This is a genomic window from Mycobacterium sp. 236(2023), from assembly GCF_029623955.1.
Taxonomy (GTDB): Bacteria; Actinomycetota; Actinomycetes; order Mycobacteriales; family Mycobacteriaceae; genus Mycobacterium.
In genome coordinates this window covers 895,674-913,641 of sequence record NZ_JARSBP010000002.1, presented here as the reverse complement: position 1 = coordinate 913,641, position 17,968 = coordinate 895,674, and the positions used below count along the sequence as shown (strand labels likewise).

Sequence of the window (17,968 nt, the reverse complement as noted above, 5' to 3'; positions counted from 1 at the left end):
ATCACGGGGGTCCGACAAGTCGCCCTCACGAGGCCGGCGGCCGGCGGGCCTGGCAGCATCGTCGTTGTGACCGACGTGTTGTGCACCTACCGTTACGGGCCCTCCGGGCCGCCGCGTGTGCTGGCGATCCACGGCCTGACCGGACACGGCAAACGCTGGGAAAGCCTGTTCGCCCAGCACCTGCCCGGCGTTCCCGCCGTCGCCCCCGACCTCCTCGGGCACGGCCGCTCGTCGTGGGATGCGCCGTGGACGATCGACGCGAACGTCGCGGCACTGGCCGGCCTACTCGATGCCGAAGCGGACGGCCCGGTCGTCGTCACCGGCCACTCGTTCGGCGGAGCGGTCGCGCTGAACCTCGCTGCGGCCCGGCCGGATCTGGTCGCCGGACTGGTCCTGCTGGATCCTGCGGTGGCACTCGACGGCCGGTGGATGCGGGAAGTCGCCGACGACATGTACGGCTCCCCCGACTACACCGATCGCGAGGAGGCCCGCCAGGAGAAGGTCGGCGGGTCCTGGAGCGAGGTCGCCGAGGACGAACTCGAACGCGAACTCGACGAACACCTCGTCGATGCGGCAGACGGACGGGTGGGTTGGCGCATCTCCATCCCCGCGATGCTGTGCTACTGGAGCGAGTTGACACGGCCCGTCGCCGTCCCGGCAACCGGCACCCCGACCACGCTGGTGCGAGCCACCTACACGGAACCGCCGTATGCCAGCGATGATCTGATCGCCGGCCTCGAAACGGCGATCGGCCCAAAGTTCACTCTGCTGCAATGGGATTGCGACCACATGGTGCCGCTGGCCAAACCCGCCGAAACGGCCGCCGCCATCCGGGACCTGCTGGGCTGACGATGGCCGCCATCACCGAGGAGCAGGTCGAGACGGTCCGTGGTCTCGTCGCCTCGATTCCGTCCGGCCGGGTGTCGACCTACGGTGATATCGCTGACGCTGCAGGGCTTTCCAGCCCGCGCATCGTCGCGTGGATCATGCGCACCGACTCATCGGATCTGCCCTGGCATCGGGTGATCAAGGCGACGGGACGTCCCGCCCCGCATCTGGAGACCCGTCAGCTGGAACGATTGCGCGCCGAGGGCGTGCTCGCCGACGACGGCAGAATCTCACTGGCCGAGCACCGTCACACCTTCTGACTCGCGAGCGAGAAGCCAGGGCTGCTGAACCGGGCCGGACCACAGCCCGGAATGCTATTCCGCGGCCCGGCTCAGAGAGCCAGGCGCACCAGCGCGGCGGTGCGGGACAGACCGGGGAAGGCGGCAGCCGTCGACCGCGGGTGCAGTGCGTGCACGGCGAGACGGAACATCAAGGCCCGCAACAGCATCTGCGGCCACTCCGGCAGCGCGGACCAGCGCTCGATCAGCGCGTCATCCGCCTCGCCCCAGGCGATCGCGTCAACCACGACCACACCGGCGGCCCACGCCGGCGGACGCCAGTACGGCGTGATGTCGGTGATCCCCGGCGCCGCCGTTCCGGCGAAAAGCACTGTGCCGTAAAGGTCCCCGTGCACCAGCTGGCTGGGACTCTTCGTCGGCCTGCGCAGCGTCGCGAGCTGGTTGATCAGCTCGATGGACTTCTGGCCGTCCGCGCTGCCCGGTCCGACCTGCGCGCCCGGCGGAAGCGAATGCAGCGGGCGTTCCTCCCACGCGGCCCGATCGGCGGCGATGAATACGTCGACGTCACCCCACGGCGCGATCGGCGGCTGAGTCAGGAACCGGGGGCGCTCCAGTTTCGCCGTCGCCTCGTGCAACCGCACTGCGGCAGAGACGACTTCGTCGTGGCGCGGCTCAGGGGTGCCCGCGACGTAGGTGTCGGCCCGCCAGCCCGCGACCACGTAGCGACCGTCGGTCGAGCGGACGGGCCGGGCCAGCCGCACCCCGTCGACGAACAACGTCTCCCGGATCTTCGCCGACCAAGCGGCGCGGGCATGGTCGGCAACCATCGACAGCACGACCTCGCCGCAGCGCCAGCCACCCTCCCAGCTCGATCCGAGCGGGGCCGGTTGCACTCCGGACAGCCCGAAAGCTGCGAGTACGTGCTCTGGCGGGCGCTCTGCGGTCACCGCAACAGCGTAAGCGCAGCGATGCCCAACCCAGCGTTAGTACATCACCATGTCGGGTTCGAGTTGCTTGCCCCAAGCCACGATTCCGCCCTGCACGTGCAGCGCGTCGGAGAAGCCCGCCTTCTTCACGATGGCGAGCACCTCGGCCGACCGCACCCCGGTCTTGCAATAAAACACCGGGGTCTGATCGACCTTCAGCTTCGACAGCGCCTCACCGGTTTCGAACGCACCCTTCGGGATCAGCTCGGCGCCCTTGATGTGGTTGATGTCCCACTCGACGGACTCGCGCACGTCGATCAATGCCACCGGCTTGCCGGAGTCCAGCAGCTCGCGCAGCTCGCGAGGCGTGATGGTGGAATTCGCGGCGGCCTCGGCGGCCTCGTCGGACACGGCACCGCAGAACGCCTCGTAATCGATGAGCTCGGTGATCTTCGGCGTGGCCGGATCCTTGCGGATCTTGATCGTGCGGTAGCTCATGTCGAGCGCGTCGTACACCATCAGACGGCCCAGCAGCGGCTCACCGATTCCGGTGATCAGCTTGATGGCCTCGGTGCCCATCACCGACGCGATCGACGCGCAGAGGATGCCCAGGACGCCGCCCTCGGCGCACGACGGCACCATGCCGGGTGGCGGGGGCTCCGGGTAGAGGTCGCGGTAATTCAGGCCCAGGCCGTTGGGCGCGTCCTCCCAGAAGACCGAGACCTGGCCTTCGAAGCGGTAGATCGAACCCCACACGTAGGGCTTGCCGGCCAGCACCGCGGCGTCGTTGACGAGGTAGCGGGTCGCGAAGTTGTCCGTGCCGTCGAGGATCAGGTCGTATTGCTCGAAGAGCTCGACCGCGTTGTCCGGTTCGAGACGGAACTCGTGCAGATTGACGTTGACGAGCGGGTTGACCTCGAGGACCGACTCCTTGGCGCTCTGCGCCTTGGAGCGCCCGATGTCGGACTGGCCGTGAATGATCTGGCGCTGCAGGTTGGATTCGTCGACGACGTCGAACTCGACGATGCCGATGGTGCCGACGCCTGCGGCGGCGAGATACAGCAGCGTGGGCGATCCGAGCCCGCCGGCGCCGATGACGAGGACGCGGGCGTTCTTCAACCGCTTCTGCCCGTCAAGGCCGAGGTCAGGGATGATGAGGTGGCGACTGTAGCGCGCGACCTCTTCGCGAGTGAGTTCAGCCGCTGGCTTGACCAGCGGCGGCAACGGTGATGACACCGACAATCTCCTTGGTTGGGCTATCCACCATCTCAGCAGGTCTAAATCTCAACAGCAACGAGGCCCTATCGCTTCCCGCGCGCTCGAATGCGGCGAGCGCGCACACAGGTACGGGATTTGCGGCGCGTCAGCGTACAAACACGTGCGCTCGCGGTGCAGGTCTTGCGGAAATCAGGCGATCGGATACGGCCACGGATTGAAACGGCATGTCAGCCCGTCGGCCGTCACCGTGCCGGGGTCGAACTTCGCCGCATCGTTGTTGGCCGTGGAGAACGTCTGCTGCATCATGATCGGCGCCAGCGCGCCGTTCTCCAGGCACTGCTCGTGCCGGGCGTATCCCATGGCATGGCCGACCTCGTGGTTGATCACATACTGCCGATACGAGCCGATGTCCCCCTGGAACGGCACCGCGCCGCGAACCCAGCGCGCCTCGTTGAGGAACACCCGCGACTCCCCCTCGAACGCCGGGTTGTAGCAGGACGCCTCGAGCTGGATGTCGTAGCCGCAGCCGTCGCGGATCGTCATCGGTGACGTGAGCGACACCCGGAAATCGGGATCCACCCCTGATGCGGCGTCAACTCGCGTGAACGCGAACTCGGGGTTGTGCGTCCAGCTCTTCGGGTTGGTCAGCGTCTCATCGACCATCCGGGCGAAACCTTCGTCGCCGCCGAAGCTGGTCGTGTCGATGCCGTCCTCGACCTCGACGGTGTAGGTGAAGACCTTCGTGGTGCCCTGCCCGATCTGCGGGTAGCCGCCCGGCACGACATGCCAGGTGCGGGCGCCGGCCTCGGTGAACGCACCGCCTTGCGGCAGGATCCCCGTCGGCAGGCTCGCATCGAACTCCGTGAGCCCCTTGGGCGGTGCACCGACGATCGCAGTACTGGCCATGCCGATCGTCGGCGGCCCCTGCACTGGCCCTTCCTCATCGACGGCCGGCGGCGCGCTGGTGCCGGTGATCGTCTGATAGATGACGACCACGGTCAGCACCACCAGAAGCGGCAGTGCATACGCCCGCCATCCGTAGGTGGAGACGAAACGTCCGATCCAGGTCTGCTTGCGCCAGTGCGCGCGCTCGTCCCGGTTGGCGCGGACCCGGCCCGGCTGCTCGGCCAGCGGGTCCCGTTGCGCGCGAAGCGGCTCCCGCCACTCGTCATGCAGCACCGGTGCGCGGCTGTTCCCCGGGCGCCCCGGACCCACGTCCCCTCCTCGCGTGCGGGGGTCGTAGGTCACCGAGACAGGATGACACAGGTCAACAGAGTTGCTGCTCTGGCGCGCCACCGAAGCGGACTCCCAACTGCCACAGAACGCAGGTCCGAACGTCGCGGAGCGACGGGGCCAGCTGTCCTGCGGCGTATGGTCAGCCAACGGTAGTACTGTCATTCGAAGCGAATTCATGACGCCGGTCGCGCCGGTGAGTAGATCTCGAGGTTCTGATGAGGGAAGTCGCCAAGACGGCGCAGCGGCGCGGAGGCCAGCCGGCGAACGGCACCGGTTCCCCCGCCGTGGCCCGGCGCGGCAACCGTCTGCCGCGTGACGAGCGCCGTGGGCAGCTGCTGGCTGCCGCCAGCGAGGTTTTCGTCGATCGCGGCTATCACGCCGCAGGCATGGACGAGATCGCCGACCGCGCAGGCGTCAGTAAACCCGTTCTCTACCAACACTTCTCGTCCAAGGTCGAGCTGTACCTGGCCGTCCTGAACCGGCACGTCGACAATCTCGTCTCCGGTGTGCGGCAGGCGTTGCGGACCACCACCGACAACCGTCAGCGTGTCCGCGCAGCCGTGCAGGCGTTCTTCGACTTCATCGAGCACGACAGCCAGGGCTACCGGCTGATCTTCGAGAACGATTACGTGACCGAACCCCAGGTCGCCGCGCAGGTCAAGGTCGCGACCGAGTCCTGCACCGATGCGGTGTTCGACCTCATCAGCCACGATTCCGGGCTCGAGCCACACCGTGCGCGGATGATCGCCGTCGGGCTGGTCAGCATCAGTGTCGACTCGGCGCGGTACTGGCTCAACAACGAGCGCCCGATCGAGAAGGACGACGCCGTCGAAGGCACTGTGCAGTTCATCTGGGGCGGGTTGTCACACGTCCCCATGACGCGGTCCTGATCCCGCCAGTTCGCCGAAGCTGCGTTCCCGCAGCGCTTCTCGTGAGTACGCGCCGCGGGAACGCCGTCGGCTAGCCCTTCGTGACCTCAGCGCCCAGCGCGTTCACACCGAACCCGACGCGACGCGAATCGGCGGCACCGATCTCGACGTAGGCGATCCGCGCGGACTGCACGAGGAACCGTCGCCCCTTCTCGTCGGTGAGACCGAGGACGGCGGGTTCGCCACTCAGCGCGTCGGTGACCAACTTCTCCACCTCGGCCGGCGTCTGTGCGCTGGCGAAAACCAGCTCGCGCGGGCTGTCGGTGACACCGATCTTGACCTCCACGGTGAGAACCCTTCTGTTCGTGTGCTCGTCTACTCCAAGGAGGCTAGTGGACGTCGGCGAAATAGGCCGCCGCCGGGCGGCCTCGTACGCGGCCAGCGAACGGCGTCGTCGCGCACCCGCTGTCGCGGCCATAACAGCGCGGCGACCGAACCGAGTCCCGACCGTGACCGCGATGAAGGCGCGTCAGTCCCACTGGTCACTTCCGTCTCAGTAGCATCGGCCACGAAAACGGATTCAGGCAACTGGGAAAGTGGCATGAACAGGTCTTATACCGCGCAATCACCGTATTCTCTGACGCCGACGGAGCGCATCCGCACCCCGCGAGGCAGCGGCCGGCGCGGCAGCTACGGGACGGATCCAGACGGCTACGACGACCTGGACACCGACGCGCTGCCCCCGTACCCCGGCGACGGCTACGACGCCGCGGAGAATTACGACGACTACATCGACGAGGCCCGGCTCGACCGTCGGTGGATGTGGATCGGCGGCGTGGCAGGCGCGATCCTGTTCGTCGCCGTGATCACCGCCAGCATGATCCTGGGTGGCGGCGACAGCGGTTCGGTGTCGGCGACGGTCGCGTCCCCGCTGCCGACCTCCAGCGCACCCGAACCGTCAGCGGCGCCGGCCCCGCGCGCTGCCGCCCCGGCTGCCCCGTCCCTGCCCGCGGAGACGGTGACCACCGTGACCCCGAGCGCTGAGGCCCCCGTGGTCGCCGCGCCCGCCGCACCGGCTCCTGTGCTGCCTGCACCGCAGGCCGCGCCGCCGCCGGCAGCCGCCGTGCCCGGAACCGTCACCTACCGGATCACCGGCAATCGCGCACTGCTCGACCTCGTGACGGTGATCTACACCGACGCGCAGGGCGCACTGCAGACCGATGTGAACGCGGCGCTGCCGTGGACGAAGACGATCGTGCTGAACCCGGGCGTCTCGCTGAGCTCGGTGACCGCGACCAGCGTGTCGGGTCAGCTCAACTGCGCGATCCTCGACGCCAACGGTTCATTGATCGCCGTGCAGAACAACAACTCGATCATCACCAACTGCACGCGATAGGCCTGACGTCAGGCCAGGCCGAGTTCCTGCATGCGGCTGCTGTGGGTCTGCTGCAGCCGTTCGAAGAAGCCGGTCATCTGCGACAGTCCCCCGCCTGCCATGACCAGGTCGACGAGTTCGTCATGGTCGGCCAGGACGAACTGGGCCTGGGTGATCGCCTCGCCGAGCAGCCGCCGCGACCACAGCGCCAGCCGGTGGCGCTGACGGTCGCTGGCCGTCACCGCCGCCCGGACCTCGGCGACGACGAACTGCGAATGTCCCGTCTCGGCCAGCACCGAACGGACCACGTCGGCGACCTCGTCGGGCATCACGTCGGCGATCTCCAGATAGAAATCCGCGGCGAGCGCATCCCCGACATAGGTCTTGACCAGCGCCTCCAGCCATGTGCTCGGCGTGGTCAGGCGGTGATAGTTCTCCAGCGCGGACGCGTACTTCGTCATCGCCGGGACGATGTCGACACCGCGCCGCTCCAGCGCGTCGCGAAGCACCTCGTAGTGGTTCATCTCCGCGGCCGCCATGCTCGCCATGTTGATCCGGCCGTTCAGGTTGGGCGCCATCCTGGCTTCTTCGGTCAGCCGGTAGAACGCGGCGACTTCGCCGTAGGCGAGGAGCGCGAACAGCTCGTTGATGCCGTCGTGGCCGAGCGACACACGGGGTCCGTCCGCCCCCTCGGGCTCGCCCGCAGAAGCGGATGCAGCGGCCGCAGGCGGCGTCGAAGTCATGGCCCAACTCTAATGGCCACCCGCGGCGATGCCGCTTCTGAGCAGGCGACCAGCTACCATGGCGGTGGTGTCGGTGCGAATACCGACGGATCAACCCAGGTCACGCCGGCAGCTCTCGCCGCAGACACCTTGGAAATGTGCGTGCATGTAGGCGGCCCGCCCCCTCAGCGCAGGGCCCGGAAGTTCTCACTTCACAACTTCATGCGCGCGTGGAAACGCATGAGGATTGAATAGTGAAAGGCTTCGTTTACCGAGCATGACTCCCGTAACCCCGCATCCCACCCCGACATTCGCCGAACTCGGCGTCCGCGACGAGATCGTGCGCGCGCTCGCCGAGAAAGGCATCGAACACGCCTTCGCGATCCAGGAGCTGACACTGCCCCTGGCGCTGGCCGGCGACGACCTGATCGGCCAGGCCCGCACCGGCATGGGCAAGACCTTCGCCTTCGGCGTGCCGCTGCTGCACCGGATCAGCACCGACACCGAGCGTCCCCTGACCGGGATCCCGCGCGCCCTCGTCGTCGTCCCCACCCGCGAACTCTGTATCCAGGTGTACGAAGACCTCGTCGGCGCGTCGAAGTACCTCATGGCCGATGAGTCCCGCAAGCTGACCGTGACCTCGATCTACGGTGGACGCCCCTACGAGCCGCAGATCGAAGCGCTGCAGAAGGGCGTCGACGTCGTCGTCGGCACCCCCGGCCGCCTCCTCGACCTCGCCCAGCAGGGCCACCTGCAGCTCGGCGGGCTCTCGACGCTGGTCCTCGACGAGGCCGACGAGATGCTCGATCTGGGCTTCCTCCCCGACATCGAGCGGATCCTCAAGCAGATCCCGGACAAGCGTCAGGCGATGCTGTTCTCGGCGACCATGCCGGACCCCATCATCACGCTGGCCCGCACGTTCATGACCCAGCCGACGCACATTCGCGCGGAGGGCGTTCAAGGCTCGGCCACACACGACACCACCGAGCAGTTCGCCTACCGGGCGCACGCACTCGACAAGGTCGAGATGGTCAGCCGCATCCTGCAGGCCGAGGGCCGCGGCGCCACGATGATCTTCACCCGCACCAAGCGCACCGCCCAGAAGGTCGCCGACGAACTCGGCGAGCGCGGCTTCAAAGTCGGCGCAGTGCACGGCGACCTCGGCCAGGGAGCGCGCGAGAAGGCACTCAAGGCGTTCCGTACCGGCCAGGTCGACGTTCTGGTCGCCACCGACGTCGCGGCCCGCGGTATCGACATCGACGACATCACCCACGTCATCAACTTCCAGATCCCCGAGGACGAGCAGTCCTACGTGCACCGCATCGGCCGCACCGGCCGCGCCGGCAAGACCGGCATCGCCGTCACGCTCGTCGACTGGGACGAGCTTCCGCGCTGGACGATGATCGACAAAGCCCTCGGGCTGGAAACACCCGACCCCGCCGAGACGTACTCCAGCTCGCCGCACCTGTACGAAGAGCTGAAGATCCCGACCGACGCCGGAGGGTCGATCGGGAAGCCGAAGCGCACCGCCGACAAGGAGCCCCGCGAGCCGCGTGAGCCCCGCGAGGCGCGTGAGAAGCCCGCACGCAATCGCAACCGTCGGCGCACCCGTGGCGGCCAGTCCGTCAGCGGCCACGTCGAAGGGACGACCGAGCAGCCCGCATCCGAGGACACCGACGCCGGTGCCGAGACGACCGAGGGCGGTGCGCGTCCCGCGCGTCGTCGCCGTCGCCGCCGGCCGAGCAAGGCCGCGGCCGCAGGCACCAGCTAACGGCCCACGTGGTCAAACCCGAACGCCGCACTCGGGCGGACCTGATGGTGGCGGGGGCGATCGTCGTGGTCGTCGCCGTCGTAGCAGCCGTCGTGTGGTGGACCAGCGATGCCAGAGCCACCGTCAACCGTCCCGCCGCGGAGCCGGTGCCGAGCCTGAAACCTGCCATCTCCGTTCCCGATTCGCTCGAGCAGAAGTGGACCGCTCCGAGCGGGAAGACCACGCAGCCGCTCGTGGTCACCGGGGCAGTCGTCACCGGTGACGGCAACGGGATGGAGGGCCGAGACCCGGCCACCGGCGACGTCCTGTGGAGCTACACCCGCGACCTCGAGCTGTGCGGCGTCACCTACGTCTACAACTACGCGGTGGGCGTCTACCCCGATGTGCGCGGGTGCGGACAGGTCAGCACCGTCGACGCCAAGACCGGTCTTCGTGGCCCGTCGCGAACCAGCTACTCCGATCCCCGCGTCACGTTGTCGGGCGACGGCTCGACCGTGCTGTCGGCCGGTGAGACACGGTTGGAGATGTGGCGTTCCGACATGGTGCGGATGCTCAGCTACGGGGCTCTCGACGCGCCGATCAAACCCGGGGTGCCGGCGTCGCCGCTGTGCCGCTTCGTATCCGCGGGCGCGAGCTCCAGCTCGGTGTCGGTGTTGGAGGCCTGCGACAACCAGGATCTGCGTCTGACGCTGCTGCGTCCGTCCGACGAAGAAGACAGCCCCGAGGTGAAGTACGCGCAGCAGAACGGCGTGGCCGACGGCACCGGAGCCAGGGTCGTGGCGGTGACCGACACCTACACCGCGCTCTACGTCCCGACACCCAAGCCGCGGCTCGATGTCATCGACGACACCGGCGCGACGGTCGACACCACGATCGTCGACGGCCTTCCCTCGGCCGGGGCGACGGCCTCGCGGGCCGGCGATCTCATCACGTGGTGGACGGGCAACGCGCTGATGGTGTTCTCCGCCAACAACCTTCAGTACAAATACACCGTCGCGGCGTCGGGAGACGACGCACCGGTGGGGCCGGCCACTCTCATGGCCGGCAAGCTGCTCGTGCCCGTCACCACCGGCTACGACGTCTTCGACCCGGAGACGGGGACCGGCGACAAGCACATCGCGGTGCAGCGTCCCCCCGTGGACGGTCCCGTGGTGCCGGCAGTGGCCGGGTCGACGTTGCTCGAGCAGCGGGGCTCAGAACTCGTGGCCCTGGGTTAGACCTCGGGGGTGAACGTCGCCAGTGCTTTGCCGGTCTTCCAGTGCTTCAGCAGTGCCGAGGCGAACTCCCGGTAGGCCACCGCACCCTTGTTCTTGCGGCCGGTGAGCACCGATGCACCCGAGGCGCTGGCCTCGGCGAAGCGGACGGTGCGTGGGATCGGCGGGGCGAGCACCGGCAGGTTGTAGCGGTCGACCACGTCGAACAGCACGTCCCTGCTGTGTGTGGTGCGGGAGTCATAGAGCGTCGGCAACGCACCCAGCATCGTCAGATTCGGGTTGGTGATCGCCTGCACGTCGGACACCGTGCGCAGGAACTGACCCACGCCTCGGTGCGCGAGCGTCTCACACTGCAGCGGTACGACGACCTCGTCGGCGGCGGTCAGCCCATTGAGCGTCAGCACGCCCAGCGAGGGCGGGCAGTCGATGATCACGACGTCGAAGTCGGCACTCACTTTGTCGAGCGCCCGCTTGAGCGCGTGCTCGCGGCCGGCGCGCATCAGCAGCATCGCCTCGGCCCCGGCGAGGTCGATGTTGGCGGGCAGCAGTGTCATGCCTTCCGGCGTCTGGACCAGGGCCGCGTCGGGTTCCACGTCACCGAGAAGAACCTCGTGCACGGAGACCGGCAGTTTGTCCGGGTCGTGCCCCAGCGAGAAGGTCAGCGAGCCCTGCGGGTCGAGGTCGACAAGCAATACCTTCTTGCCCTGCTCGGTCATTGCTGCGCCCAACGACGCCACCGTCGTCGTTTTGGCAACTCCACCTTTTTGATTGGCGACCGCAAGTACCCGCGTCACAATCCACATCCTGACATTTGTTGTCCTCCCCTGTGCATCTTCGCCCGCACGCACCGAGGAATCTGCGGCGTACGGCAGAATCGAGCGTTGTGGGCCTTCTGCAGCACCGCCTGATCCTGCTCCGGCACGGCGAAACCGAGTGGTCGAAATCGGGCAAGCATACGAGCACGACCGAACTCGAGCTCACCGAGCATGGCCGTGTCCAGGCCGAGGCCGCCGCAGACACGCTGAAGCAGATGCAACTCGATGACCCGTACGTCATCAGCAGCCCCCGGATTCGCGCCAGGACCACCGCGGAATTGGCGGGTCTGACCGTCGACGAGATCAGCCCGTTGATCAGCGAATGGGATTACGGCGACTACGAAGGCACCACCACCGCCGACATCCGCAAGGCGGTACCCAACTGGCTGGTGTGGACGCACGGTTGTCCCGGCGGCGAGACCTCAGCGGAGGTCTGCGAACGCGCCGACCGTGCCATCGACGTGGCGTTGCAGCACATGGAATCCCGCGACGTCGTGTTCGTCGGACACGGGCACTTCTCCCGCTCGGTGATCACCCGGTGGATCGAGCAGCCCGTCTACGAGGGCATCCGGTTCGCGATGCCCGCCGCATCCATCGCGGTGTGCGGTTTCGAACACGGTGTCCGCCAGCTCAGCGCGCTCGCGCAGACCGGCCATCCCAATCCCGCCGTGTCGACGTGACGCGCGAACCCACGTTCGTCTTCGACGGCCCCGACGGGGCGGTCGTTGCTGACGGTGTGCACACCGCCTTCCCGCACATTGCCGAGGCACGAGCCGCCTTGGCTTCGCACAGCGCACCAATTGTGCTGGGCGCCTTGCCTTTCGACTTGACCCAGCCAGCTGCGCTCATCAGGCCGCAGTCGGTGCGGTTCACCGATGCGCTGCCGGAGTGGCCGCTGCGCGACCTGCCCACCGTGGAGGTCACCGAGACCACGCCCGACGCCGACGAGCACCGTCGGCGTATCCGAACCGCGCTGGCCCGGTTGGGCGATCCGGCCGACGACCTGCACAAGGTCGTACTTGCGCGCGCACTCCGGCTGACCGCCGACGGCAGGCTGGACGCCAGGACGGTGCTGCACCGACTGGCGGCCAAGGACGCGCAGGCCACCAAGTATCTCGTGGATCTATCGGCGGCGGGCGACGGTTACTCGGGAACCGTTCTGGTGGGGGCCAGCCCCGAGCTGCTGGTGGCCCGTCGCGGCCCGCAGATGTTCTGCCGTCCGTTCGCCGGTTCGGCCCCACGCCGGGCGGACCCCGACGAGGACGCGGCCGGCGGCGCGGCGCTGGCCGATTCGGCGAAGAACCGCCACGAGCACCAACTGGTGGTCGACGCGCTGCGCGCCGCACTCGAACCGTTGTGCACGGACCTGGAGATCGCCGAACGACCCGCCCTCAGCAAGACCGCCGCGGTCTGGCACCTGTACACCCCGATCTCCGGACGGGTTCGCGAAAAGTCAACCACCGCACTGGATCTCGCTGTCGCCCTGCATCCCACACCCGCGGTTGGCGGCTCCCCCACCGATCAGGCCGTCGCGTTGATCGACGACATCGAGGGCGACCGCGGCTTCTATGCCGGCACCGTGGGGTGGTGCGATCAGCGCGGCGACGGACGCTGGGTGGTGTCGATCCGGTGTGCGCAACTGTCCGCCGACCGGCGTACCGCCACGGCGCATTCCGGTGGCGGCATCGTCGCCGAATCCGATCCCGACGACGAAGTCGACGAGACCACCACGAAGTTCCGGACCATCCTGTCGGCGCTGGGAGTCGAATCATGAGTGAACACGTTCGCCCCGTCCGCCGCGGCGACGAGACCGAACTGTCGGCGATGATCCACGAGCTCGCCGAGTTCGAGCATGCCGCAGACGAGTGCACGGTGACCGAAAGTCAGCTGGCAGACGCGCTTTTCGGGCCGGACCCCACCGTCCGCGGACATCTGGTCGAGGTGGACGGGCAGGCTGCGGCGGCAGCGCTGTGGTTCCGCAACTTCTCCACGTGGGACGGTGTGGCCGGGATCTACCTTGAGGACCTGTTCGTCCGTCCCCAGTTCCGCAGACGTGGCCTCGCCCGCAAGCTTCTCGCCACCCTGGCCCACGAATGCGTCGAAAACGGCTACACGCGGCTGAGCTGGGCGGTCCTCGACTGGAACGTCAACGCGATCGCGCTGTACGACGCCGTCGGCGGGAAGCCGCAGAGCGAGTGGATCACCTACAGGGTGTCGGGACCCGAACTGTCGGATCTGGCGGCCGAGTCCGGCGCCTGAGTCAGCCACTGCAGTCCCGACGGGCTGAACAGACACGCCAGCACCGTAACGGCCACAGCCGCCACCACGACGGCGATCAGCAACCAGCCTGAAGTGAACACATACCAGGCCACCGGCAGCAGAATCAGGTTCGCGAACACGGCGATGCCACGCCCCCACCGGCGACCGGTGACCAGCGCCCAGCCCGACGCCGCCACACCCGAGCCCATGATCGCGAACCAGGCCGCGGTGCCGTAACCACTGATCGCGACCTCGTGATGCCCGGCGGCTTCCCGCACGACCAGCACGATCGCCATCACGATCGCCAGAACGCCTTCCAGAGCGGCGATTCCGCCCGCGACGCGAACCGGACGGGGCGTCACTCGGCGAGCCTGCTCACGAGGTACTCGACGGCCATCCGATAGCCCAGGGGCCCTGCGCCGGCCACCACCATGTCGGCGACGGCGGATACGTACGAATGGTGCCGGAACTCTTCGCGGGCGTGGATGTTGCTCAGGTGCACCTCGGCGACAGGCAGGTCGACCGACCGCAGCGCGTCCGCGATGGCCACGGAGGTGTGGCTGTATGCGGCGGGGTTGATGATGATGCCGACACAGTCGGTGCGCGCGGCCTGGATGGCGTCGACGAGCTCACCCTCGTGATTGCTCTGCATCGCGCGCACCTTGAGGTCATGCGCAGCGGCGGCCTCGGTCACGCTCGCCTCGATCTCGGCCAGCGTCGTCGAGCCGTACACCTCGGGTTGCCGGGTGCCCAGCAGGTTGAGGTTCGGGCCGTTGACGAGGAGCAGTCGGCGTTCGGTCACCGTTGTACGGTACCGGCGCAGTGTGTCGGAACGGCTGCTTGATCGCTCCATGAGCTGCTGCGCCTGCGGCCCCGTTAGGCTGGGGCCCCGTGCGTGCCGTGCTGATCGTCAACCCCAATGCGACCTCGACGACGCCTGCCGGGCGCGATCTGTTGGCCCACGCACTGGAAAGCCGCGTCCGCCTGACCGTCGCCCACACCGACCATCGAGGCCATGCCATCGAGATCGCACAGCGGGCCGCGCGCGACGGCGTCGACGTGCTGATCGTGCACGGCGGGGACGGCACGGTGAACGAGGTCGTCAACGGGATCCTCGGGGAATGCGGGCCCGGCACCGCCGGCCCGGCGGTGGGTGTGGTGCCCGGCGGTTCGGCGAACGTCTTCGCCCGCGCTCTCGGCATCAGCCCGGACCCGACGGAGGCGACCAACCAGCTCGTCGACCTGCTCGGCGACTACCGGCGCGGCGGGACCTGGCGGCGGATCGGCCTGATGGACTGCGGCGAACGCTGGGGTGTTTTCACCGCGGGCATGGGTGTCGACGGCGATGTCGTCGCCGCCGTCGAGGCGCAGCGCGAGAAGGGCCGCAAGGTCACCGCGTCCCGCTACGTCCGGGTCGCGATCCGTGAGGTGCTGGCCAGCGCGCGCAGGGAGCCGCATCTGACGCTGCATCTACCCGGCCAGGAGCCGGTTTCCGGCGTGCATTTCGCATTCGTGTCGAATTCCAGCCCCTGGACCTACGCCAATTCGCGGCCGGTGTGGACGAACCCGGACACGACCTTCGAGACGGGCCTGGGCGTGTTCGCGACGACCAGCATGAATGTCTGGGCGAATCTGGGCCTGGTACGGCAGATGAACTCGCGCAGGCCACGCCTGGAAGCCAAGCATCTGATCCGTGACGACAGCCTCGCCTGGCTCACGGTGAGCAGTGACACCCCCGTGGCCTGCCAGATCGACGGAGATTTCGTCGGCAAGCGCGAAAAGATGGAGTTCACCTCGGTGCCCGACGCTCTCGCCGTCGTCGCACCCGCGCGAAAATTCGGTAAATAAGAGGTTTGAACTGCGCAAACCGCGGTTACCAGGTCATTGCCAGGGCCGAATCAGGGCGCAGCTGGATTGAGTGTAGTACAACGGAGTTAGGGGTCCGGTAACGGTCCTAGGCAGTGACATTGCCCACGTGTTAACCAACTGCTATTGACATCTGTTCAGCCTGTGAAAGCATCTCATGCAACAGCGCAGAAACATTTGGTGCGCTTGCGTTAACAGCCGAAGTAAAGCTCGTGCGCCTTTGTCGCGCGCACACCTGATGATTAAGAGGAGTTAGATCTTATGGATTGGCGCCACAAGGCGGTCTGTCGCGACGAGGATCCGGAACTGTTCTTCCCCGTGGGGAACAGCGGCCCGGCCCTTGCCCAGATCGCTGACGCGAAGCTCGTCTGCAACCGCTGCCCCGTGACGGCGGACTGCCTGAGCTGGGCTTTGGAGTCCGGCCAGGATGCGGGCGTGTGGGGCGGCATGAGCGAGGACGAGCGTCGCGCCCTCAAGCGTCGCAATGCGCGGACCAAGGCCCGCACCGGAGTCTGAGCCCCGAACCGACTTAACAAAGTGACGGCCCCGACGAAAGTCGGGGCCGTCACTTTGTGTTCTGAATTACACCGAATTGCATTCGTTAGCGAAATTAGCCAGTGCGGTCAGTATTGGCTGACGCGAACGCGTCTACCGATCGGTACGCGCAGCACGACGTCCGTCCCGCCGTCGGCGCCGTCGTGCATCCCCAATGACCCGTCCAGCTCCGCCGACACCAGCGTGCGGACGATCTGAAGACCGAGCCGGTCCGACTTCTCCAGGCTGAATCCGTCAGGGAGACCGCGTCCGTCGTCGTGGACGATCACGTCGAGCCACCTCGCGGACCGCTGGGCGCGAATCGTCACGCAACCCTGCGGCGCCGTGGCGTCGAAGGCGTGCTCGATGGCGTTCTGCACGAGTTCGGTGATGACCATGATCAGCGCGGTCGCCCGGTCCGCGTCGAGGACACCGAGATCGCCGGCGCGATTGATGCGGATCGGGGAGTCGACGGCAGCGACGTCGTTCATGATCGGCAGGATGCGGTCGATCACCTCGTCGAGGTTGACCTCCTCGTCGACCGACATCGACAGTGCGTCGTGCACCAGAGCGATGGACGACACCCGTCGCACAGATTCCATCAGCGCTTCGCGCCCTTCAGGATTCGTCGTGCGGCGGGCCTGCAGGCGCAACAGCGCGGCGACGGTCTGAAGATTGTTCTTCACGCGGTGGTGGATCTCGCGGATCGTCGCGTCCTTTGACAGCAGCGCGCGGTCGCGGCGCTTCACCTCGGTGACATCCCGGATGAGGACGGCGGCACCCACACCCACCCCGTGCACCCCCAGCGGCAACGTGCGCAGCAGAACGGTGGCTCCGCCTGCATCCAGCTCCATGCGCATGCTCGAGCCGCCAGCGAGCGAATCACGGATGTGATTGGCCATCTCCTGGGCTTCGAAGGTGTCGGCGATCAGGGGTCGCGTGACGCTGACGAGGTTGTGGCCCTCGAGTTCGGCGGACAACCCCATGCGGTGATACGCCGAGATCGCGTTCGGGCTGGCGAACGCCACGACACCGGCCTCGTCGAGCCGGATGAAGCCGTCCCCGACGCGGGGGCTCGACCGCGACATCGCCAGATCACCCACGTTGGGGAAGGTGCCCTCGGACAGCATGTGCAGCAGGTCGCCGGCGCAGTCGACGTAGGCGGCCTCCAGCGGGCTGGCCTGCCGCGGCGCCAGGGACGTCTGATGGGTCAGGACGGCGACGACGTCGCTCTTGTACCGCACCGGGACGGCTTCGACGTTGAGACCGGGTGCGCCGAGTTCGCCCTCGACGGTGGCGCGGCCGATGGCACCGGAACGGAACGCGGCCGCGACGATCGGAAGGTCTTCGGACTCGGCGAGCGTGCCGACGGCATCGGCGAGCAGCACGGTTGGCGCGGTGTTGGGCCGCACCTGCGCGACGCACACCACCATGCCGTCGTCGCGGTGCACCCACATCAGGTAGTCGGCAAACGAGAGGTCGGCCAGCAGCTGCCATTCGCCGACGACAGCATGCAGGTGGTCGACCGCGTTTCCGGGCAGGATGGTGTGCTCGGCGAGCAGATCACCGAGGGTGGACATGGCTTACCGCGACGACAGGATTCGGGATCCGGGCGGGGCGCTAGCTGATGACGGCGATGAGGTCGCCGGCCTGGATGACGTCGCCGACGGACACGCTGACCTGGCTGACCGTCCCGGCGACCTCCGCAAGGACCGGGATCTCCATCTTCATCGACTCGAGCAGCACCAGGGTGTCGCCTTCACCGATCTGATCGCCTTCGTGAACCACGACCTCGAGCACACTGGCCACGATTTCCGCGCGAACATCCTCGGCCATCTTCACCCCACTCACTAACGCTGGTGCTGGACGCGTCTATCGAACCACACCGTTGCTACCGATGTCGCCGGTCACAGCCCGCGGCGAAATCGGTGTCGGCAAAGCATGCGACAATAGGGGCAACTCGGCCCGTTCAACGGGACGGTTCTGATCCGATACCCGACCAATACCGGAGGTACATCATGGCCAAGCGTGGCCGT

21 protein-coding genes are annotated in these 17,968 nt (G+C 67.5%); 11 read left to right on the top strand and 10 right to left on the bottom strand.

Annotation, left to right across the window (positions count from 1 at the left end; genetic code table 11):
• Positions 1 to 66 precede the first annotated feature (66 nt).
• On the top strand, positions 67 to 849 hold the full coding sequence (locus P9A17_RS06975) for an alpha/beta hydrolase (protein WP_278037838.1): 783 nt from the start codon (positions 67 to 69) through the stop codon (positions 847 to 849).
• Between the two features lie 2 nt (positions 850 to 851).
• On the top strand, positions 852 to 1,148 hold the full coding sequence (locus tag P9A17_RS06970) for an MGMT family protein (RefSeq protein WP_278037837.1): 297 nt from the start codon (positions 852 to 854) through the stop codon (positions 1,146 to 1,148).
• Positions 1,149 to 1,219: 71 nt separating this feature from the next.
• Here the strand turns inward: P9A17_RS06970 and P9A17_RS06965 are convergent, their stop codons facing one another.
• The 3 genes from P9A17_RS06965 to P9A17_RS06955 form a co-directional block, all read right to left on the bottom strand.
• Positions 1,220 to 2,074 carry a TIGR02569 family protein gene (locus P9A17_RS06965; RefSeq protein ID WP_278037836.1) on the bottom strand — a complete coding sequence of 285 codons (855 nt, stop codon included), beginning with the start codon at positions 2,072 to 2,074 and terminating at the stop codon, positions 1,220 to 1,222.
• A gap of 36 nt (positions 2,075 to 2,110) precedes the next feature.
• Positions 2,111 to 3,289, bottom strand: coding sequence for an adenylyltransferase/sulfurtransferase MoeZ (gene moeZ, locus P9A17_RS06960; RefSeq protein ID WP_278037835.1), 1,179 nt, complete (start codon positions 3,287 to 3,289; stop codon positions 2,111 to 2,113).
• Between the two features lie 171 nt (positions 3,290 to 3,460).
• Complete coding sequence (locus P9A17_RS06955; protein ID WP_278037834.1) at positions 3,461 to 4,486, bottom strand: DUF3152 domain-containing protein; 1,026 nt, start codon at positions 4,484 to 4,486, stop codon at positions 3,461 to 3,463.
• Positions 4,487 to 4,722: 236 nt separating this feature from the next.
• On the opposite strand from P9A17_RS06955, the gene P9A17_RS06950 reads away from it, so the two are divergent.
• Entirely contained in the window at positions 4,723 to 5,397 is a 675-nt protein-coding gene (locus P9A17_RS06950) for a TetR/AcrR family transcriptional regulator (protein ID WP_278037833.1), read from the top strand.
• Positions 5,398 to 5,467: 70 nt separating this feature from the next.
• Here P9A17_RS06950 and P9A17_RS06945 read toward each other — a convergent pair whose 3' ends face one another.
• Positions 5,468 to 5,722 carry a DUF3107 domain-containing protein gene (locus P9A17_RS06945; protein ID WP_278037832.1) on the bottom strand — a complete coding sequence of 85 codons (255 nt, stop codon included), beginning with the start codon at positions 5,720 to 5,722 and terminating at the stop codon, positions 5,468 to 5,470.
• A 255-nt stretch (positions 5,723 to 5,977) separates the two neighbouring features.
• Here P9A17_RS06945 and P9A17_RS06940 point away from each other — a divergent pair, with 255 nt between their 5' ends.
• Positions 5,978 to 6,772 (top strand): hypothetical protein, encoded by a 795-nt coding sequence (locus tag P9A17_RS06940; RefSeq protein WP_278037831.1) that lies wholly within the window; start codon positions 5,978 to 5,980, stop codon positions 6,770 to 6,772.
• Positions 6,773 to 6,780: 8 nt separating this feature from the next.
• Here the strand turns inward: P9A17_RS06940 and P9A17_RS06935 are convergent, their stop codons facing one another.
• On the bottom strand, positions 6,781 to 7,494 hold the full coding sequence (locus P9A17_RS06935; RefSeq protein WP_278037830.1) for a ferritin-like fold-containing protein: 714 nt from the start codon (positions 7,492 to 7,494) through the stop codon (positions 6,781 to 6,783).
• Between the two features lie 256 nt (positions 7,495 to 7,750).
• On the opposite strand from P9A17_RS06935, the gene P9A17_RS06930 reads away from it, so the two are divergent.
• Together P9A17_RS06930 and P9A17_RS06925 are read left to right on the top strand one after the other, a co-directional pair.
• A complete protein-coding gene (locus P9A17_RS06930) occupies positions 7,751 to 9,244 on the top strand; it encodes a DEAD/DEAH box helicase (RefSeq protein WP_278037829.1) in 1,494 nt (497 codons plus the stop codon).
• Positions 9,245 to 9,252: 8 nt separating this feature from the next.
• Entirely contained in the window at positions 9,253 to 10,461 is a 1,209-nt protein-coding gene (locus P9A17_RS06925; RefSeq protein WP_278037828.1) for a hypothetical protein, read from the top strand.
• Here P9A17_RS06925 and P9A17_RS06920 read toward each other — a convergent pair.
• A complete protein-coding gene (locus P9A17_RS06920; protein WP_278037827.1) occupies positions 10,458 to 11,261 on the bottom strand; it encodes an AAA family ATPase in 804 nt (267 codons plus the stop codon). The two genes, P9A17_RS06925 and P9A17_RS06920, sit on opposite strands and share 4 nt — an antisense overlap.
• Positions 11,262 to 11,341: 80 nt before the next feature.
• On the opposite strand from P9A17_RS06920, the gene P9A17_RS06915 reads away from it, so the two are divergent.
• From P9A17_RS06915 to P9A17_RS06905, 3 genes are read left to right on the top strand one after another with little or no spacing between them, the layout of a single operon-like run.
• Entirely contained in the window at positions 11,342 to 11,953 is a 612-nt protein-coding gene (locus tag P9A17_RS06915; protein WP_278037826.1) for an acid phosphatase, read from the top strand.
• Positions 11,950 to 13,047, top strand: a complete 1,098-nt coding sequence (locus tag P9A17_RS06910; RefSeq protein WP_278037825.1) for an isochorismate synthase — start codon at positions 11,950 to 11,952, stop codon at positions 13,045 to 13,047. The genes P9A17_RS06915 and P9A17_RS06910 overlap by 4 nt, the downstream gene beginning before the upstream one ends.
• Positions 13,044 to 13,532, top strand: a complete 489-nt coding sequence (locus tag P9A17_RS06905) for a GNAT family N-acetyltransferase (RefSeq protein ID WP_278037824.1) — start codon at positions 13,044 to 13,046, stop codon at positions 13,530 to 13,532. The genes P9A17_RS06910 and P9A17_RS06905 overlap by 4 nt, the downstream gene beginning before the upstream one ends.
• On the opposite strand, the gene P9A17_RS06900 is transcribed toward P9A17_RS06905, so the two are convergent.
• Positions 13,478 to 13,894, bottom strand: a complete 417-nt coding sequence (locus P9A17_RS06900) for a hypothetical protein (protein WP_278037823.1) — start codon at positions 13,892 to 13,894, stop codon at positions 13,478 to 13,480. The two genes, P9A17_RS06905 and P9A17_RS06900, sit on opposite strands and share 55 nt — an antisense overlap.
• Positions 13,891 to 14,334, bottom strand: a complete 444-nt coding sequence (aroQ, locus tag P9A17_RS06895; protein ID WP_278037822.1) for a type II 3-dehydroquinate dehydratase — start codon at positions 14,332 to 14,334, stop codon at positions 13,891 to 13,893. Before aroQ ends, P9A17_RS06900 begins: the two co-directional genes overlap by 4 nt.
• Before the next feature lie 89 nt (positions 14,335 to 14,423).
• Here aroQ and P9A17_RS06890 point away from each other — a divergent pair, with 89 nt between their 5' ends.
• Together P9A17_RS06890 and whiB1 are read left to right on the top strand one after the other, a co-directional pair.
• A complete protein-coding gene (locus tag P9A17_RS06890) occupies positions 14,424 to 15,380 on the top strand; it encodes a diacylglycerol kinase family protein (protein ID WP_278037821.1) in 957 nt (318 codons plus the stop codon).
• 279 nt (positions 15,381 to 15,659) lie between these two features.
• Positions 15,660 to 15,914: a transcriptional regulator WhiB1 gene (gene whiB1 / locus P9A17_RS06885; protein ID WP_260757742.1), complete on the top strand. Its 255-nt coding sequence runs from the start codon at positions 15,660 to 15,662 to the stop codon at positions 15,912 to 15,914.
• Between the two features lie 107 nt (positions 15,915 to 16,021).
• On the opposite strand, the gene P9A17_RS06880 is transcribed toward whiB1, so the two are convergent.
• Both P9A17_RS06880 and P9A17_RS06875 read right to left on the bottom strand, forming a co-directional pair.
• Positions 16,022 to 17,512, bottom strand: coding sequence for a sensor histidine kinase (locus P9A17_RS06880; protein ID WP_278037820.1), 1,491 nt, complete (start codon positions 17,510 to 17,512; stop codon positions 16,022 to 16,024).
• Positions 17,513 to 17,552: 40 nt separating this feature from the next.
• Entirely contained in the window at positions 17,553 to 17,768 is a 216-nt protein-coding gene (locus tag P9A17_RS06875; RefSeq protein WP_024448589.1) for a biotin/lipoyl-binding carrier protein, read from the bottom strand.
• Positions 17,769 to 17,968: the final 200 nt, after the last annotated feature.

Bases quoted from the DNA above. Each gene is read 5' to 3' on its own strand.
- P9A17_RS06950 (WP_278037833.1), top strand. From the start codon at position 4,723: ATGAGGGAAGTCGCCAAGACGGCGCAGCGGCGCGGAGGCCAGCCGGCG.
- P9A17_RS06930 (WP_278037829.1), top strand. From the start codon at position 7,751: ATGACTCCCGTAACCCCGCATCCCACCCCGACATTCGCCGAACTCGGC.
- P9A17_RS06875 (WP_024448589.1), bottom strand. From the start codon at position 17,768: ATGGCCGAGGATGTTCGCGCGGAAATCGTGGCCAGTGTGCTCGAGGTC.
- P9A17_RS06970 (WP_278037837.1), top strand. From the start codon at position 852: ATGGCCGCCATCACCGAGGAGCAGGTCGAGACGGTCCGTGGTCTCGTC.
- P9A17_RS06920 (WP_278037827.1), bottom strand. From the start codon at position 11,261: ATGTGGATTGTGACGCGGGTACTTGCGGTCGCCAATCAAAAAGGTGGA.
- P9A17_RS06905 (WP_278037824.1), top strand. From the start codon at position 13,044: ATGAGTGAACACGTTCGCCCCGTCCGCCGCGGCGACGAGACCGAACTG.
- P9A17_RS06880 (WP_278037820.1), bottom strand. From the start codon at position 17,512: ATGTCCACCCTCGGTGATCTGCTCGCCGAGCACACCATCCTGCCCGGA.
- P9A17_RS06935 (WP_278037830.1), bottom strand. From the start codon at position 7,494: ATGACTTCGACGCCGCCTGCGGCCGCTGCATCCGCTTCTGCGGGCGAG.
- whiB1 (WP_260757742.1), top strand. From the start codon at position 15,660: ATGGATTGGCGCCACAAGGCGGTCTGTCGCGACGAGGATCCGGAACTG.
- P9A17_RS06940 (WP_278037831.1), top strand. From the start codon at position 5,978: ATGAACAGGTCTTATACCGCGCAATCACCGTATTCTCTGACGCCGACG.